This is a genomic window from Pseudomonas sp. B2M1-30 (genome assembly GCF_025447575.1).
GTDB lineage: Bacteria > Pseudomonadota > Gammaproteobacteria > Pseudomonadales > Pseudomonadaceae > Aquipseudomonas > Aquipseudomonas botevensis.
Window position 1 is genome coordinate 76,686 of sequence record NZ_JAOEJT010000008.1, and the last position, 17,666, is coordinate 94,351.

Genomic DNA, 17,666 nt, shown 5'->3' on the forward strand with positions numbered 1-17,666 from the left:
ACCAATGCTGGCAGAGGGCTACGCCTTGCGCCACATGGCCCCGACTGTCACCCTTCGGCCCGTTGTTCAAGGATCAGAACAGAGGAATCAAGGATTGAGTGGCTACGTACCCAACCCGCCGAAAAACCATCGCTACGCCGAAGCCAAACCCGTCGACATCCACGCCCAACGCTGGGCTGAATACGAAAAACACGGAAAAGAACCGGCCCTCACCCCCGAAAAAACCGGCATCGCCCTGCGCATCGGCGTCTTCTTCGATGGCACCGGTAACAACGCCAACAACGCGGCTGCCGGGTTGCTGTGCGGCGCGCATCATCCGATTGCACCGAATGACATCGATGCCAGCTGCAAGCCGTATATGAGTGATCCGGATAGTAGTTATGGGAACGATGTCAGTAATGTGAAGAAGCTGAGTGATCTGTATGAGTCTTCCAAAATTGCGGAAGGCGACGGGTCGCAAAAACAGGCATTCGGTATGGTGTATGTCGAAGGTATCGGCACCCGATCCGGTGAAGGAGACAGCACCTTGGGGATGGGCACCGGGCGAGGTGAAACGGGTGTTGCTGGACGCGTTCAGTCCTCCTTCGCGTTGATTGAACAGCGTATCAATGAAGTACTCGAAAAAAATCCAGACAGTGAAATTGTCTCCTTGACCTTCGACACTTTCGGATTCAGTCGCGGCGCCGCAGCTGCTCGACATTTTGCCAATGAGGTCGTGCGCACCAAGCAAGGCCCCTTGCGCAATATTCTTCGCAGTAATTCAGACCTTTTCAGTCCGACTTTCGACGATCAATACCAGCGCGACATCAACATGGGCTTTATTGGCTTGTTTGACACTGTGCCCTCGATTGCCGGCTGGTCCAACTTGGGTAACATCAAAAGCCCCGTTGCGACAGGTATCAAGCTCTATCTGGATCGACGCTTTTTTACTGATGTCATCCAACTGGTGGCGCGGGATGAATGCAGAGGCAATTTCGCCCTCAGTCGGGTGTCGCCAGATCATCAGGAAATCGTCCTGCCGGGTGTTCATTCTGATATCGGTGGGGGGTATCTCAAGGAGGCTGAAGAATGCGTGCTCATCAGTCCGATGCAAACGCTTGTGGTATCTCTCAACACGGATGTCGTCTCTACTTCGATTTACCAAGATGCCGTGACTTTAAGAAATCAATGGTTAGCCAAAGGTTGGCCCTCTGAAATGCTGGAAATCGTCACGCCGCCAGCACTGCTGATGCCGAACAGTCCACAGGATCGATTTAGTCCGCGTGTAAAACGTGTCTATGCCGCCGTGCAACTCAAGCGCCCGGTGAGTGGAATGTTATCGAGGGTTTGCCTACGTGTGATGCATCAGCAGGCGAAGGCCAAAGGCGTTCGTTTCAACGACATCCCCGCGAGTGCTGCATTTGCAATTCCTGATGAATTACAGGCTATGAGCGATCGGTTCATCGCTGGCGACTACAGCACCACACCGCAAGAGGAGCGAATCCTCAAACTCAAGTACATTCATACATCCGCCAATTGGAACCATCCTCTTGGCCGAAGGGATGGAAGTGGCCTGACTGCGGTTTACATCAACGCCCCAACGCCAGATGCAATACGAGTGAAACACCCGCACGTACCTGATTGGACGCTTTGGTAATGAGATTATTTGCTTTCCTGCTAGGCGCAGTGTTGGTAGCCGGTTGCCATGCTGATCCTCTATCCGCAAAGAACGACCCGAAGTCTCCATGGTGGGAACTCGGCTTTACCGAACCCTACTACATGAAAGTGTGGGTGGAGGACTCCGCTGTGGAAGACATAAACGGGAAAACTTTCTTCCACACGGGCGGGGGATCCGCATCAGGCGGGCAACCGGAAGATGGAACGGAGTCCGCTCGAGGTTGGGACGGCGTGGGGGCGTCCGCAAAAGCTGTGGTAGGTGCCGATCTACCCAAGCGAATCTTTGTTCGCTGGCAATCCATCGTGGAGTCTCAGACCTATCGAGCGTGGGTGGATATCCCAGAAGAGGCCAGACAACTGATGCTGACTTCGGTCAATCAGCGATGCCCGAAAACGCCAAATAAAAGGGCCACCTACATTTCCTCGGTTTATCTGGGTTTGGCTCCTGGTGGCGTTGTCCAAATCTGGGTCAGAGACTACTGCCACCACCCCGTCAAAGTTGCCCGAGCCCAAGCGGAGATTGAACCCTTGGGTCCTGATCAAGGTGAGAATGAAGGGCGCTATGCCTATCCTGTGAGTGAAAAGTCCAAGCGCTATATCGAGAAATTCGGCATTCCTTACGGGAGTTGGTGAGCTTGATGCCTCCAAGACTGATGGGCGGCGTCAGTTGGCTATAGTTTCCATTTTTGAGGGGGCGCTTTCGGCCAGAGGCGGCCACTCCAAGCTTCTACGAAACTAGGGGCGACTTGCAGGACGAGAGCGTATGCAACTGACAGTTAGCGGTTACTGGATTTTAGGAATGGGAATACGCTTTGAGGTTGAATATCCTGCCCTTGAAGCCGTATTGGTCAACGAGCGGGTGCTGGTGACGTTTGATTGGATGGCCTTCGATAGGAATGCTCCGGCGCAGAATTTTTTTTGCTACGACTCGTCAGGCAATCTACTTTGGCGAGCGCCAGGTATTGGCATGGGGGCCGTGGATGCCTATACCGGTGTAACGAACGAGGCGCCTCTTTGGGTAGGAAATTTTTCTGGATTCGACTGCCGAATAGATGAAACATCTGGCCGAGTTCTGGAAACTCGCTTCACGAAATAATCACCGCCTGAATCGCCCCTTGTTTTGAAGATTCTGAGTGACTGCTTTAGCCGGTAGCTGCAACTCCTGACCGTCCGCTTCCGGCCAGAAGCGACCTCCCGTGAAACGGCAATTCTGGCCAGTGACGCAAGCTAGCTCAGCATGGAACAATCGTTGTTAAAGCAAGGAAATACTAGGTTACAGCGATTGTTCTACTATCAGACGCTGAGATGTGCATATTGCTTCCAGGGGGATATTTATTCGAAACTTTGACCACCTCAGCAGTTCTAGTGGCTTTTTCCAGAAATTTCAATGTAAGTTCGTGAAAACACAGACGCTGCATATGCTGAGCGTATAAATGATTTTACATACAAGGAGCTGCAAATGAACCTTATTATTCCGCCATATGAAAATACCGTCACAACAGGCTTCGGCAAAGACCTATTCAACAGAAAGCCTTTTGCACAATCACTCACCAATCTAGTTCGTAAAACAAATGACCCTCTAGTGATCAGTCTCAACGGTCATTGGGGGGAGGGTAAAACATCCTTTGTTAGAGCTTGGCAAACGCTATTAGATGAGAGCAATGTACCTAATATTTACATTGATGCATTCGCGTCAGATTACGTAGACGATGCTTTTATGGTTGTAGCTGGCGCGATCACTGATTATGTGCAGCAAAAAATACCAAAAGACAAAACTGAGGTTTTTTTAAACAAGGCAAAACATGTAGGTGCACACCTTCTTTCCATAGGAACGAAAGTAGGTATCAGAGCCGCAACTGCTGGATTGATCAGCGGTGATGATTTTAAAGATTTAGACAAGGCGACTGAGGGGGCAGGCGTTGATGTCAGCAAGAGCGCAGAAGACTATATAAAGGCGAGGCTTATCAATCACAAAAGCGAATATGCATCGATAGTTAATTTCAAAAAATACCTTTCAACTATCCCAGCGCTATTAGAACAGAATAGTGATCACTCGCTAATAATCATCATTGACGAGCTAGACAGATGTCGTCCGTCATTCGCCGTTGAAATGCTTGAAAAAATCAAACATATGTTTTCTGTAAAAAATATTACATTTGTATTGGTAGTTAATAAAGTCCAGTTGCAAGAGTCTATCCGCGCGACTTATGGTGCGAATATAGATTCACATACATACTTGCAAAAATTCTTTACAATTGAAGCGGAGCTGCCTCTAAAAGGATACAGCGACAAAAGCACCGTATCTATATATTGCGAATTTTTAGCGGAAGCCCATGACGTCGCCCACAAAGATGATGTAAGCATTTTAATGGCTGCGTTGGGCGACCACCTAAATATGACTTTGAGGCAGATGGAAAGAGCTTTTAGTAACTATGTCATTACGTCTATGTCTGGCCGTATACCTAATGATGAGATCATTGGACTGTTCATTGCGCTCTGCGTTATTAAAGTAACACATCCCACGCTATTCTCCGAATTAAGCAAGGGGTAGTATCTTACTCGGAGGTATATGCCGCACTTAATTATGATGAGTCAGACGATAAGAGGTTTCCGCACGAGCTTCATTTCAGCTTGAGGTGGATAAAGGCCTTGTTAATGAGTGATGATGAATATTCAAAATTGCCGGAAGGTGACTTTTGCAAAGTGCTATTTTCTCGCAGCCACAGAGGGGATAGAAAAAAACACTTCATGCCGCGATAAATAAAATATCAATCTTCAATATCCCATAATTCATGAGTATTAACCTGTCGATATTGATTCAGTTTTGCGCCGAAAGATGCCTCTCATTGGTAGCGGCTTTCGACCAGAAAAGTTATTCCAGTTTGGGTTGCTCAGGCTCGATAGCCAGCATCGGAAGTGGGCGACGGCATACCTGAACCCATTCTCATTTACTCCGCGTGTCTTTTTTCAACTCATATGCTTGTCTCGTAGACCAATCGCTGCTCACATTCGCCATTGCCCGATGGGCGGGCAAATATTGCATTCGCATGCCGTGGTAATTTTTAATCGGATTTTAAGCTCCTCCAAGCCTCATAAGAGCTGACCTTCTATAACCCATATTTCAGAGAGTAAGTATGTCTAGCACATCGGAAGACCAAGAACACAAAAAACGAAAGCGTCCAGTTACCTGCTTTGACATGTGGGATCCCTGGCGAGAGTCAGTCATTGAGCAACATCGTTTTTATGTTGAGCAGGGAAAAAGTAAGCTGCTTTCTCAGTTTAGTAACATGGAGCAGGAAGCAAATGAGGCAGCAGAGCGCTGGCTGGAGAAACATTCTCAACATTTTGATCCTGAGCGAGACGATCCGGGAAATTTCGAAGAGGACGCTTACCATGAAGGAGTAGAGTATTATCGAATGCTGAGTGAACTGAAGGATCAAACTAGACTAAGCATCGTCGCTGGGATTTATCATGCTTGGGATAAGGAGTTACGCGGGTGGCTTCTGAAGGAAATTGAACATTGGCATAGAGGACCTACCGTTTCAGAAAAGGTATGGAAGGCAACATTCGATGAAATTGCCGAGCTTCTAATCAGTACAGAGCTCGCCAACCGTAATGCAGGATTTTTTCAAAAGCTGAGCGCTTGTCGATATGTAGTGAATGTGTATAAACATGGCGAAGGCCTTTCTTTGAAAAAAATAAAATCCAATCATCCTGAGTATTTAAGAATCCAGTCTGATAATGGAAGCACTCCCGATATGAGGTGGATAGATCATACCCACCTTTTGGTTACAGATAAGCAACTTGATGAGTTCTCCAGCGCGATTGTGGAGTTTTGGCGCACGATTCCCAATAGAGTCAGTAGCAAAACTCTTAACGTTCCGACGTGGTTTGAAAAGGCAATGGATAGTGACCACAAACTGATTCGTTCATAGTCTCCCTGACACATTCGAGTCCGGGGGTTGCTGGCCGTAGCGACCTACCAAGAAAAATAGCAAAGGGCCGAAAGCTGTCGTTCCTAATCGAAAGCTATCGGCCAGGAGCGGACGTTCAGGAACGACAGCGTCCGGACAAAAGCTGCCTCCCACACCTAGGTAGCTAGGGTGTTTGGTTGCTCCTGAGGACCATCTTGAAAATTAGGCACGAGTGAAAAGGTTTTGAATGGAGCGTCGCGGAGGCGTATCGCCACCACCAGGATTGCATCAGGACTCGCCGGACGTTACCTTCTTAGACCAAAGAGATATTTCGCCAAGGAGGAAATGTGGAATTCTCAATTCAAGTGGTGAAGAAGCCAGGTTTGGCGCCTTCCGAGCGTCGAAATACAGTGATACTGACTGAAAGCAACTGGGATGACTATTCTTTCAAAACCAGTTTTACTGCTGTGTATTTTGATCCAAATGGGAAGCAAACTGATCTTGGCACCATCAAAATTGGCTACAAAAATCAGCAGCACGGCTGGACGTCAGAAAAGCTATCTGTAAAGCTTCCCAGCTTAGAGGAGGGTTTTTTCTCATTAGGACAAGACGTAGACTTTTATAAGAAAGTACAAAGCGAATTATCCCAAGAATCAGCCTCGACTTTGTTGCACGCGCTCAACGATGTGATCGCCAACCCAAAACTGCTCAGCGAAGTGGAAGATGAGAAAGTATTCCGAGATTCATTAATGCGAAATGTAAGCTGGTCTGTTATACGCGATCAGTTTAAACGCGTTTTGGCGGGAATGCCCGAGCTAACAAGTTTTGACTTTACCTACAAATCTGATGGAGATGAAAGAAGAGCTGGAGTAACTCTGTCTTTTGAAGTGATACCGCAGTCCCTCCCTTCCACCAATATGCATGTACTCATTGGTAGAAATGGTGTAGGCAAGACAACTATACTCAATGACATGGTCGAGACCATCCTGAGCAATACTACTGGCAGGGATCATCACGGCCAGTTTTTAATAACGCATCCGTTTTGGGTTGCACCCATACCGTCGAATTATTTCAGCAGCGTTGTTTCAGTATCTTTTAGCGCTTTCGACCCTTTCCTTTTCCCTGCGGATCAACCTGACCGAAATAAAGGAGTAGCCTATTTTTATGTGGGCATGCAATCCTCAGCAGGAGATTCTGGCAAGCGCCCTCCGAAAACAACCGAAGAATTAACTTCAGACTTTATTAGCGGTCTAAAATCTTGCCTCAGCCAACCAACTAAGCAAAAGAGATGGCTGGCTGCAATAAAAAGGCTGGAGTCAGATAAAAATTTTGAAGATATGAATCTAGGGCGTCTAATTGAACTTTCTCCCGAGGAAGCGATTGTAAAGGCGCGCCTCCTTTTTAGCAGGATGAGTTCAGGTCACTCCATTGTTCTTCTTACACTTACCAAGCTTGTTGATACCGTGGAGGAAAAAACCCTTGTGCTAATGGACGAGCCAGAAAGCCATTTGCATCCTCCACTCCTATCTGCCTTTACAAGATCCGTGTCTGATTTACTTCAGGATCGAAACGGAGTTGCAATTATCGCGACTCATTCTCCCGTGGTAGTCCAAGAGGTCCCAAGATCGTGCGTATGGAAGCTTACACGACTGCGTGCAGAAGGCAGAGCGGACCGCCCTGATAGAGAAACCTTCGGAGAGAACGCAGGCATTCTTACCCGCGAAATATTTGGACTAGAAGTGTCTAAGTCTGGATATCACGAGGTTTTACAAGCTGCGGTAAATCGTGGCGGAACATTCGAAAGCATTTTAAATGATTACCAAGAGCAACTTGGATTTGAAGCGCAGGCGATTTTGCGAAAAATGGTAGCAAGTAGGAGCGAACCTTGAAAAGGTTAATTATTCCAGCCATTGATCCTATTGAGGTATTTGATACTTGCGTAGATAGTATCGATGACCCTGCCTTAGCTTCAAAATTTAAAGCGGCACGCAGTGAAATCATTAATCTTTTCTCGACATACACAGAAAAAGCAGAAAAATACGAACTTTATAAATTGCCGCTGAGTGCTCGAGCTAAGCCAGAACAGCAGGTGGTAGCTGGGCTTACCAAAAAAGAGCTTGTTTCCCTATACTCAAATCAATTGTTACAAAAAGGAAAAAGTGCGCGCAAGTATTACGATAAGATTATTATCTCTGCACCATTGGAGAAATGCCCGTTATGCGGTTTTGGGCAAGCGAGCACACTAGATCATTTCCTTTCTAAATCGAGATATCCGACCTATTCTGTTTTTCTTAGCAACTTAGTTCCCGCATGTTCAGACTGTAATAAGAGCAAGGGTGCTTCCGCAGTCACCGAAGCCAGCCAACAACCCCACCTTTACTTTGAAAGCTCTAAGCTCGAAGTTGATCCTTGGGTGTTTGCAGAGCTCATACAAACAACTCCTCCAAATATTCGCTACTATGTCTCTCCTCCCGCAGATTGGCCTGTAGAGTTGAAGTTGCGTGCGGAGAACCATTTCAACGACTTAAATCTTGCACGTAGATTTGGAATTGAGGCTGCGGCAGAGCTGTCTAATATGGTCGACATATTAGATGAAATTGGCACGCTCATGGATATAAAGCTACATCTTGTACGATATGCAAAGATAGAAAGAAGCAAAAGAACGAATGCTTGGAGAGCACCTATGTATGAAGCTCTGGCGGAAAGCGCTTGGTTTCAAGACGGGGGCTACAAGTTTTTTTTCAAATCTCCATTGATTGCGTAACCCGTACTTGGGCTCTAGAGGTGCTCTAAGCTCGACTCACACGGTGAGTGGCTAGCTTAGTTAGGTTTAGCCACCAATGTCGGACAGGAGCCAGCCAATGGTTTTAGCTCGCGAATCACCGCAATTGGCTGGTAACGGTCGCTTGAGAGTGTCCGCTTCTGGCCGAATGCGGACGGTCAGTAGCGACAGCTACCCACGCCAGATTTAGGACTAAGTCCGAGCTCTAGCTCACTTCTCGTCTTTAGGTTGGAGAGACTAATTTCGAAGAGGCGCGGCCGAGTAGTCCAAACTCGTCCTCATAGAGCTTGCCAAGCCAGTCGATGAATACGCGAACCCGTGGTGATAACTGGCGGTGATGCGGATAAAGCGCGGATAGAGTGAGGTCAGGACTCGGCCAGTCATTCAGCACCTCGACCAGTCGTCCATCCCGTAATTCGTCTTCGACATGGAAGCGCGGCAGCTGAATTAACCCGCAGCCGCGTAGCGCGCATATGACGTAGTTCTCGGCGTCATTGACCGACATCCAGCCATCAAGTGTGAATTCGCGAAGTTGACCTTCGATGAGAAGTTCCAGAGCGTAGTCCATGGTGCCGCTGCTGGAAAAGAACTTCACTACCTGATGTGCTGAGAGCTCATCAGGGTGGCGGGGAGTTCCGAAGTAGGCAAGATATTCCGGACTGGCACAAACTACCTGCGGCATAAACGCAAGCCGTCGCGCTACAAGGGAAGAGTCACGAGGACTGCCTGCGCGAATGACGCAATCCACTCCTTCACGAACCAGGTCGACCAGCCTGTCACCACTGCTGACCACTAGGTCGATGCCGGGATAACGCGCTCGGAAGTCGTCGATTCTCGGCAGAACGATTTTCGTCGCATGAGTGCCATGCATGTCCACACGCAGCGTACCGCGCGGGTTTGATGCGACGTGCAGCAGTGAGGACTCAGCATCGTCCAGTTCACTGAGCACATGCACGCACCGCTCATAGAACGCTTGGCCATCGAGAGTCGGGCGAACGCTGCGCGTGGTGCGGTCAAGCAATCGAGTACCCAGTCGGGACTCCAACTCCTTAATTGCATAGGTGGCTGTGGCACGAGGAATATCCAGTGCAGCCGCGGCCTGGCTGAAGCTGCTGAGTTCCACGATGCGGACAAATAATTGAAGCGAATCGAAGCGGTCCACTAGCTGATTGTTACGCTCAGTTGAATTCAGATGGCAATTTATCAGGATTTATCTCATTGGTGTGAACGATAAGAATGCGTCATATGGGCATGGAGCCCTTTTCCTATCTGGAGCAACCCATGAACGCAGATACACAAAAAACAGCAATTGTCACGGGAGCTTCCCGTGGCATTGGTCAAGCGATTGCCAAGCGCTTGGCGGCGGACGGCTTTGCTGTCGTCGTCAACTACTCAGGCAATGTGGCCAAGGCACAGGAAACCGTCGCTGCGATCGAATTGGCTGGCGGGAGGGCCATCGCTATCCAGGGCGATATCGGTAACCGGGATGATGTAGCCGAGCTTTTCTTCAGCGCGAAACTAGCTTTTGGTCAAATTGACGTGGTGGTCAACAGCGCAGGCGTCATGCCAATGGCTCTGATTGCCGACGGAAATTTGGACGACTTCGATAAGGTGATCGCCACCAATCTGCGCGGTGCCTTCTTGGTGCTGGCGCAGGCCGCTGCGAACGTCAGCAAAGGCGGCCGCATTATCGCCCTGTCCAGCAGTGTCATCGCCAAGTCGTTTCCGGCCTACGGTCCGTACATCGCCTCCAAAGCCGGAGTCGAAGGACTGGTACGCGTGCTCGCCAACGAGTTGCGAGGCCGTGACATCACCGTAAACGCTGTCGCGCCGGGGCCGGTCGATACGGAACTGTTCCTCAATGGCAAGAGCTATGAGCAAATCAATCACATCGCCAAGCTGGCACCACTGGAGAGGTTGGGCACACCCGACGACATCGCCAGAGTGGTGTCGTTCCTAGCTGGTCCTGACGGCGGCTGGGTCAACGCGCAGGTGCTGCGCGCAAACGGCGGCTTCGCCTGAACCTCTTGCTCATCAAGGAAATATTCTCATGAGCCAAGTCATCCTGGTTACTGGTGCTTCTAGTGGCTTCGGCGCAATGAGTGTCCGTGCGCTGGCCGACTCCGGTCATGTCGTCTACGCCAGCATGCGTGATACTAGCGGGCGAAACGCACCACAGGTGGAGGCTGTGAATGCCTACGCTACCGAGCACGGGGTGCATCTGCGCGCGCTCGAGTTGGACGTGCAGTCGCAACCCTCTGCCGAGGCGGCGATCGAGTGTGTCATCGCCGAACAGGGGCGCATCGACGTCCTCATGCACAACGCCGGGCACATGGTCTTTGGCTCTGCCGAAGCCTTCATGCCCGAGCAGTATGCGCAGCTCTACGATATCAACGTGCTGGGCACGCAGCGGGTCAACCGCGTCGCGTTACCGTATATGCGCAGACAGCGTCATGCATTGATGTTGTGGATCGGCAGCAGCAGTCATCGTGGCGGTACGCCTCCTTATTTGGCGCCTTACTTTGCCGCTAAAGCTGCGATGGATTCACTGGCAGTCAGCTATGCGGGTGAACTGGCACGCTGGGGGATCGAGACCAGCATCGTCGTTCCTGGAGCATTCACCCAAGGCACCAACCATTTCATCCACGCCGGCAAGCCGGCCGACGCTGCGCGTCAGGCAGAGTACGACAACGGCCCCACCCGTGGCTTGGCCGATGAGGCACTGAAGAGCCTCGCTGCCTGCGAGCCGCAGGACGCCGATCCGACCAGCGTCGCACGAGCAATCGTCGATGTGGTCAACGCGCCCTTCGGTCATCGCCCGTTCCGTGTGCATGTCGATCCGTCCAACGACGGCTGTGCGGTCGTCGCCGCAGTCGCCGACCGCATCCGTGCTGAATTCCTTCGGCGCATTCAACTAGGCGATCTCTTGTCGCCGCACATCAACTAAGGAGAACCACTATGCCTTTTGCAAACTACAAATTCCCAGAGGGAATCCTCGATCACGCCCGCAAGGAAGAAATCATCCATCGCACCACGGCAATGTTCGTCGAGTATTTCGGCGAGGGAGTGCGTCCCTACTCGATGGTGCTTGTCGAGGAGGTCGCCGACGGAGGCTGGGGGCGAGCGGATGAAACCCTGACTCTGGAAAAGATGGGGCTACCGCCGAAATCGGAATAACCGTCGGCTAGGATGCGCACCGATCGAGCGGGGTCTTTACGTTCGGGAGGTGCGCAGACTTTCCTCTGACCCGTATAGGGTATCTGCCATGTCCTCCACTCTCTCTTCAGCCAGGCGCCTCTGGCTAAACACAGCCAAAGCAATCCTTTCCGCAGGCCTAGTATTACCCTGCATAGGCGCTTTTGCGCAGCCAGCATCAGCCCTTGATGCCCAATCGGCCGATGCACTCGTGACCAAATTTTACGAGGCATTGACTGCCTCTAGGGCGGACGCAATTGCCCCATTGCTCGGTCAGGTGACAAGTCAGAACTGGATCAACTGTGGAACAAACGAAACTTGCCAGAGGAGGGGCGAGGTCATTCAACGCTGGACAGGGCGTATAGCGGTTGTCCCTGACTACCACTGGGCAAAGAAAGAGGTCATCACGACCGGCTCCCGGATCGTAGTGCGAGGAGAAGGCTCCGGAACCCCAGTGGCAATGTTTCTTGGCAAGGAGCCAAAGGGCCGCTCCTTTCATGTAATGACGATCGATATTCACGATATCGATCACGGAAGAATTGTTCGTTCTTATCACCTTGAAGACTGGATTAGCGCTGCTCGACAGTTGTCCGATTAAGTCGAAATAAAGTAGAGGCTTTAATGACTGAGAAAAATATGCATCACTACCGGGTCACCATCGAGAGCCTTGACGAGACACAGAACGGTGGTAGTTCGATGCCGGTGCTAGCTTTCGATGTGCGGCACCATGACGACATCCTTGGAATTGCCGAACGCGTTCGGTCTGGAACCGCGTTCTCGGTGAGCGACGCAAACTCCCTCGCCGTCGGTCTGAAGTTGTTTACCGGAGTCATGTTGGCTCATCGACAGGATCCGCTGTTCTCGGGAATCCAACCTGCGATGCGCGCATTTATCGGAAATCTGAAGTCACGCATTTCTGCGACAACTTCTGCCAAACAGCAGGGTCAATAATGGAGCAAAAGTCCCACTTAATACGTCAAACTTCTTCATTGCGGGCGTATCTCGTGAAGTTCGAACTGCCAGCATACACGCTACTTCGTATAGCATTTGGCCTCATCCTGCTTACTCACGGATTGCCCAAAGCCCTCGGCGAGTCACACGGATCTATGGACGACCCGATGGCAGCGTCGATCAACCTCATTCGGAACGTGCTCGGGCTGCCGTTTGCTCTCCAGCTCGCTTGGCTGGTAATGCTGCTTGAAACCGTAGGATCGTTGTTTCTTACGTTGGGGTTCTATACCCGTGCTGTAGGGCTGCTCTTTTGCGTCGAGATGATCATAATCAGCGTCGCCCTTGGGCCGACATGGCCTTGGATAGACCGCGGTATCGAGTACCCCGTTCTCATGGGCTTTCTTTCGCTCTACATTTTTTTTCGCGGTGGAGATGTTTATTCCTTGGACGGTCGCTTTTGGCCGCAACGCGAGAAACCATAACAAGCCGCTTTGTGGAGCACTCGCACATACTGTAGCCACACATCGAGGTGCCCTGGTATCTCCGTTGTCGTTACGTTAATCCGGTTGCAAGACTCGCTCCAGCGGAACTAGTGGCGAATACTAAGCGCTGAAGCGTGCGGACGCTGCATAAGGAGGGACTTAAGGCCCAATTCTGTTGCGCAGATACAAATCTGATCTGCAAACCGATTGAGGCGAGAAAAAACTCGGCGTGCTACCCAAGATGCTCAACTTCATAGACGTGAGGGGCCAAACGTCCGGTATTTACCCGGCGGTCATAGCGTCAATAGCCACTCCAAATAGGTTCGTGCCCGTCGATCGGCGAGACTATCTAGCAGCAAGATCAGGCCAGCCTGCGTCGCCAATTCGAATCCTGCGCCTTGCCAGGAACTGCCGCGCGTGGTGAACATGAACAACGCTAATCCCACTCCGAGGAAAGCGATCTCGATCCGCAGGCTAATGGCATCTTTTAAGGACAGCCCGCATCCGTGGCAATTCCTCTCCGAAGATGCGTTTGTGCTCCTTGGTGACGATGTGTTGTACGTGCTGGAGGTCATTTGGGCTACGCCACCAGTACGTGACGCCGACGCTGATCTGGATCAGCGCCATCATTGCCAAAGACCATGCCGCGCCACGCCAAAATGAACCATGTTGCCAACACCAGACCGCCAAGGCGAGGGCTACGATACCAACGATAACGAACAGCAGGCCTCCCGTCCGTTCTGCTTTGAAGTACGTCTCGATCATGCTCAACTCCAACAGGCTGCCCGCCGTGCAGCGCAACAAACTTCCCGTGGTTCACGAATCAAATCGTGATCAGACATCTGACGAAGGCGCTATTCGAAGTGCGCAGGCTACTATTCATGCCAAATCATCGCCTTACCGTCCATGAGGGGCGTCACATCCAGGAGGTGTCCCGCCTCCATGAATGCTAGGAAGTTAAGTGCAACTCCTCGCCAAAGAAACCAATCGCATGCCCATTCGTATTACCAATGTTGGAGACTACCGACAAAATTCGGCGCGACTTATGCTTCACACCGATGCGGGTTTTAACTTTCAGATCAGAACATAGATAGAATATTGTCTATCCACTATTCCTAATTTGGCTGCTTCCGGCGACCGTTCGGTCGCCGGAAGCGTTCTGGGCATGAGATTTATTCGCCGTGAGGCAGAAACACGCCACGGAACCGCATCTTCCCGGAGGACAGGCGGTCGTAAGCTTCCGTTGCCTGGTCAAGCGAGAAGGTTTCGACGATGGGCTTGACCTTACCCTTCGCGGCCAAGTCGAGAATTTCGGCGAGGTAATGCTGTCCTCCATGCGTGGAGCCAACCACCCGTTGGCGCATCATATGGAATGGTTTGCCGTCGGACGGAATCGCGAACGGCTTGCTGAAGTCAAGCCCGCAAAGGACGATGCGACCGTCAGTATTGACTCCCGCGAGTGACTTCTCGGCGGTTTCGAAATCGTTGGTGGTGATCAGCAGCACGTCGGCACCACCGACTGCCAAAAGCTCCTCCGCATTGGTGACGACGTGGTCGGCACCCAAGTCGGTCGCAAGCTTGTGTTTGTCTGGGGAATGCGTGATCGCGATGGTTTCGAATCCGCATGCCTTTGAGAATTGCAAGGCGACGTGGCCCAACCCGCCGATACCCAGCACCGCGACCCTGTCACCAGGTTTTGGCTCCGCGTCTCGCAGGCCGCTCCAGGTGGTATAGCCTGCGCACATCATGGGTGCGGCATCCGTGTAAGACAGCCCATCGGGCAACAATACGGTGCCTTCCGCAGAAATTGCGATGTACTCCGCGTGCCCGCCCTGAGACGCGAAGCCGGTCGTTCTGGGCGAAACGCAATTCATGGCCGTCTGGCCGGTCAACGGGCGGTTCTGGCGGCAATATGGGCATCGACCGCACGAGGACTGTACCCAGGTGGTGCCGACTCGGTCTCCAACCTTGCGCGTGTGGACGCCCGCACCGATCTCGACGATTTCGCCGACCACTTCGTGACCAGGAGTCTGGGGATAAATATCACCGCCAGCCCCCTGAGTTGCCCAGACGTCTGTGTAGCACATGCCGGAAGCGAGAACTTTCACCAAGACTAGCCCTGGCTCTGCCTTGGGCATGGGAACCTCATGAACCTCCCAAGGCTTGTTCGCACCAGTCATCACAACAGCCTTCATCTTCATCGCACTTTCCTTTCGATCAGGTGGTTATTACTAGCGCTGCGGACGAGATGCTCTGAGAGCGACACCGGCTATTGTGGACCCGCGCTGCGGCAGCCTCACTCGAGTCTATGGGTCATTGACTGTCGCAACAATCTGGTCAATATTTGATTCCATGATGAAAGTAATTCACCAATCTAAGGGCAATGACCTGTCGGCCTTTGCCGCATTCTTAGCGGTAGCAGCTCGCCGCAGCTTCCGCGGCGCCGCAATCGACCTCGACATGACGCCCTCGGCGATCAGCCACTCGATCAAGGCTCTCGAACAACGGTTGAACGTTCGCCTTTTCAACCGGACGACTCGAAGCGTCTCCTTGACCGAGGCGGGAGAGCGCCTGGCCATAAAACTAAGGCCGGCAATGGCCTCGGTTGAAGAAGCCGTTCGGGAATTGGAGGGGGATGACCACGCTCCCAGCGGAACGGTACGAATCAATGCCAGTGAGGGCGCCATCCGGTTGGTACTGTGGCCAGTGCTTTCACGCTTTTTGCGCGAGTACCCTCGTGTCCATCTCGACATATTCAGTGATGGCAGGCTCAGCGATATCGTTGCCGATGGCTTCGATGCCGGTATCCGATTGGCAGAGGCAATACCAAAAGACATGGTGGCCATCCCTATCATGGGAGAGGTTCGCTTTGCGGCAGTTGCATCGCCCAAGTATCTTGAACAACACCAATTTCCAATGGTGCCCCAGGATCTGTATGACCATGATTGCATCCGCTTCCGATTCGAGAGTGGTGCAATGTATCGATGGGAGTTCGAACGCCAGGGCGTGGTCGAAAGGATCAACCCTTCCGGACGCCTCACATTGACGGATCAACCGCTAATGGTGGAGGCGGCAATTGACGGAATAGGTATCGCCTTCGTGCCCGACCATCTCGCAGTAAATGCACTCAAAGACGGCCGACTCAAACGAGTTCTGGAAGAGTGGTGCCCAGCGTATCCGGGGCTATGCCTCTACTACTCGGCGAATCGTCGCATACCATCCGCCTTAAGAGCGTTGATCAATATCCTGACTGAACCGCTATCGGACAATAAACGATCTTGCGCGTAACCCCATCCAAGGACAGGTTGCCGCACGTCGAGCCTCTCCGTCGCCTCAAGGCCAGCGGCTCCAGCATGCTGTGGGAATCGCCGCTGGAATCTATCCTCCAATTCATCCAGGGGCCGGTGGCGCGAATCGTGGCGGTGATCATCATCTCAACCGTTTTGGCGCTGGCCTTCGGCGACATGTCAGCCGGTTTCCGCAAGGTCGCTTGGCAACGTCCGTCTTGGGCCGGAAGCAGTCAGCCCTGAAAGTCCGCTTCTGGCCGAAAGCTGCCTTCGATAGATCCACCAAAATCGCTATTACACAACAATACTAAAACTACCTCCCCCCATCACAACCCCATTAACCATCACCCGAACCTCATGCCGCCCCCCATGATGCTTGCGCGTCGTGAAATCCTTGATCTGCTGGCTCCGCCTTACATCAACTTCCCCAAACCCCACCAAATCCATCCCCTTCAACTTAAAAACCTTCGCCGAAATCCCGCCATTCCCCTTCACATAGTCAATCGCATAATCAATCACCAACCGCTGCGCCTCGGGCACCGTGGACTGCACGGTAAACGACAACGTAATCGTTTCTCCAAGCCGCACCTCCGCCGGCTCCACCTTCACATCGATCAACTCAACCTCAGGTTTGCCCCCAGCCCCAATCACCGTCAACGCGCGCTGATCGCCCTGTTTAATCAAACTGCGCAACGCATGCCTGGCAATCCATGCCGTGTGCTTGTTCCCCAGGTCCCAGCCTTCAATCGTGTCCAGCACCCATTCCGGATGTTCCTTGGTCACGTCATTCAGGTGGTTCGCCACGGATTTGCGCACATAGAGGCTGTCGTCCGCTTTCAAGCGGTCGAGTATTCCTGCTGCCAATGAGGGATCTGCCTGCACCGGTTCGAGGCGGAACGACCAGGGCAATCGCGGGCGGCTGCCTTCGCTGGCCAATCGGCGAACGTGGTGGTTCTCGTCGCGGGTCCAGTCATGCATGTGTTCCAGCGTGCGTTCCAGGTCGGAGCGCAGGAAGTAGCGAATAGCGAATTCGGAGGAGCCGAGGGTGGTGAAGTATTTGAGCGCGTCCATCGAGCGGTCGAAGTCGTGGGCGCCGTAGCTGGCGACGTAGTGCGGCAGGCTCATGGTGACGAAGGCGCTGTTGAGACGCGGGGCGAGGGCGTGGAGGATTTGTAGTGCGTCGGCGTAGTCCGGCGGCAGCACGGCGTGCAGGCTTTCACTGACGCGGGCCATGCGTTGCATGATCGACAGGTCGGCGAGGCCGTGGCTGGCGTGTTTAAGGAAAACCTTGGCGTTGAATGCCGGGTACACGGCGCGGGTTTCATCGGCAATGTGTTGCAGGCGTTCGGCGTTGAAGATTTCCTTCAGCGCCGGGGCGGCGGTCTGGTTGGCGCTCATG

General features: G+C 52.1%; 18 protein-coding genes and 1 pseudogene. 15 read left to right on the forward strand and 4 right to left on the reverse strand.

Annotated elements, in window-relative coordinates:
* Window positions 1–94 precede the first annotated feature (94 nt).
* From N8H74_RS16935 to N8H74_RS16965, 7 genes are all read left to right on the forward strand, one after another.
* Window positions 95–1,636 (forward strand): DUF2235 domain-containing protein, encoded by a 1,542-nt coding sequence (locus tag N8H74_RS16935; protein ID WP_262148969.1) that lies wholly within the window; start codon window positions 95–97, stop codon window positions 1,634–1,636.
* Window positions 1,636–2,289: a DUF2931 family protein gene (locus N8H74_RS16940; RefSeq protein WP_262148971.1), complete on the forward strand. Its 654-nt coding sequence runs from the start codon at window positions 1,636–1,638 to the stop codon at window positions 2,287–2,289. Before N8H74_RS16935 ends, N8H74_RS16940 begins: the two co-directional genes overlap by 1 nt.
* A gap of 130 nt (window positions 2,290–2,419) precedes the next feature.
* Window positions 2,420–2,752, forward strand: coding sequence for a hypothetical protein (locus N8H74_RS16945; RefSeq protein WP_262148973.1), 333 nt, complete (start codon window positions 2,420–2,422; stop codon window positions 2,750–2,752).
* A gap of 363 nt (window positions 2,753–3,115) precedes the next feature.
* Window positions 3,116–4,207, forward strand: a complete 1,092-nt coding sequence (locus N8H74_RS16950; RefSeq protein WP_262148975.1) for a KAP family NTPase — start codon at window positions 3,116–3,118, stop codon at window positions 4,205–4,207.
* 583 nt (window positions 4,208–4,790) lie between these two features.
* Window positions 4,791–5,591 (forward strand): hypothetical protein, encoded by an 801-nt coding sequence (locus N8H74_RS16955; RefSeq protein WP_262148978.1) that lies wholly within the window; start codon window positions 4,791–4,793, stop codon window positions 5,589–5,591.
* A gap of 326 nt (window positions 5,592–5,917) precedes the next feature.
* Window positions 5,918–7,459 (forward strand): ATP-binding protein, encoded by a 1,542-nt coding sequence (locus N8H74_RS16960; protein ID WP_262148981.1) that lies wholly within the window; start codon window positions 5,918–5,920, stop codon window positions 7,457–7,459.
* Window positions 7,456–8,334: an HNH endonuclease gene (locus N8H74_RS16965; RefSeq protein WP_262148983.1), complete on the forward strand. Its 879-nt coding sequence runs from the start codon at window positions 7,456–7,458 to the stop codon at window positions 8,332–8,334. Before N8H74_RS16960 ends, N8H74_RS16965 begins: the two co-directional genes overlap by 4 nt.
* A gap of 241 nt (window positions 8,335–8,575) precedes the next feature.
* On the opposite strand, the gene N8H74_RS16970 is transcribed toward N8H74_RS16965, so the two are convergent.
* Window positions 8,576–9,514: a LysR family transcriptional regulator gene (locus N8H74_RS16970; protein ID WP_262148985.1), complete on the reverse strand. Its 939-nt coding sequence runs from the start codon at window positions 9,512–9,514 to the stop codon at window positions 8,576–8,578.
* Between the two features lie 119 nt (window positions 9,515–9,633).
* Here N8H74_RS16970 and N8H74_RS16975 point away from each other — a divergent pair, with 119 nt between their 5' ends.
* The 6 genes from N8H74_RS16975 to N8H74_RS17000 all read left to right on the forward strand — a co-directional run bounded on the left by N8H74_RS16975 (window position 9,634) and on the right by N8H74_RS17000 (window position 12,980).
* Complete coding sequence (locus tag N8H74_RS16975) at window positions 9,634–10,374, forward strand: SDR family oxidoreductase (RefSeq protein WP_262148987.1); 741 nt, start codon at window positions 9,634–9,636, stop codon at window positions 10,372–10,374.
* A 28-nt stretch (window positions 10,375–10,402) separates the two neighbouring features.
* A complete protein-coding gene (locus N8H74_RS16980) occupies window positions 10,403–11,299 on the forward strand; it encodes an SDR family oxidoreductase (protein ID WP_262148988.1) in 897 nt (298 codons plus the stop codon).
* An 11-nt stretch (window positions 11,300–11,310) separates the two neighbouring features.
* The gene (locus N8H74_RS16985) at window positions 11,311–11,529 is read left to right on the forward strand and encodes a tautomerase family protein (RefSeq protein WP_262148989.1); all 219 of its coding nucleotides are present in this window, start codon (window positions 11,311–11,313) and stop codon (window positions 11,527–11,529) included.
* Between the two features lie 88 nt (window positions 11,530–11,617).
* Window positions 11,618–12,145, forward strand: coding sequence for an ester cyclase (locus tag N8H74_RS16990; protein WP_262148990.1), 528 nt, complete (start codon window positions 11,618–11,620; stop codon window positions 12,143–12,145).
* Between the two features lie 23 nt (window positions 12,146–12,168).
* Window positions 12,169–12,498 (forward strand): DUF3861 domain-containing protein, encoded by a 330-nt coding sequence (locus tag N8H74_RS16995; RefSeq protein WP_262148991.1) that lies wholly within the window; start codon window positions 12,169–12,171, stop codon window positions 12,496–12,498.
* A gap of 53 nt (window positions 12,499–12,551) precedes the next feature.
* Entirely contained in the window at window positions 12,552–12,980 is a 429-nt protein-coding gene (locus tag N8H74_RS17000) for a DoxX family protein (protein ID WP_262148992.1), read from the forward strand.
* Between the two features lie 474 nt (window positions 12,981–13,454).
* On the opposite strand, the gene N8H74_RS17005 is transcribed toward N8H74_RS17000, so the two are convergent.
* Both N8H74_RS17005 and N8H74_RS17010 read right to left on the reverse strand, forming a co-directional pair.
* Window positions 13,455–13,745, reverse strand: coding sequence for a hypothetical protein (locus N8H74_RS17005; protein WP_262148993.1), 291 nt, complete (start codon window positions 13,743–13,745; stop codon window positions 13,455–13,457).
* A gap of 407 nt (window positions 13,746–14,152) precedes the next feature.
* Window positions 14,153–15,181, reverse strand: coding sequence for an alcohol dehydrogenase catalytic domain-containing protein (locus N8H74_RS17010; protein ID WP_262148994.1), 1,029 nt, complete (start codon window positions 15,179–15,181; stop codon window positions 14,153–14,155).
* A 154-nt stretch (window positions 15,182–15,335) separates the two neighbouring features.
* On the opposite strand from N8H74_RS17010, the gene N8H74_RS17015 reads away from it, so the two are divergent.
* A complete protein-coding gene (locus N8H74_RS17015; RefSeq protein ID WP_262148995.1) occupies window positions 15,336–16,268 on the forward strand; it encodes a LysR family transcriptional regulator in 933 nt (310 codons plus the stop codon).
* Window positions 16,269–16,333: 65 nt separating this feature from the next.
* Window positions 16,334–16,465: pseudogene (locus tag N8H74_RS17020) on the forward strand (TrbC/VirB2 family protein); the annotation flags it as partial.
* Between the two features lie 96 nt (window positions 16,466–16,561).
* Here N8H74_RS17020 and N8H74_RS17025 read toward each other — a convergent pair.
* Entirely contained in the window at window positions 16,562–17,665 is a 1,104-nt protein-coding gene (locus N8H74_RS17025; RefSeq protein WP_262148996.1) for a DNA alkylation repair protein, read from the reverse strand.
* Between the last annotated feature and the right edge of the window lies 1 nt (window position 17,666).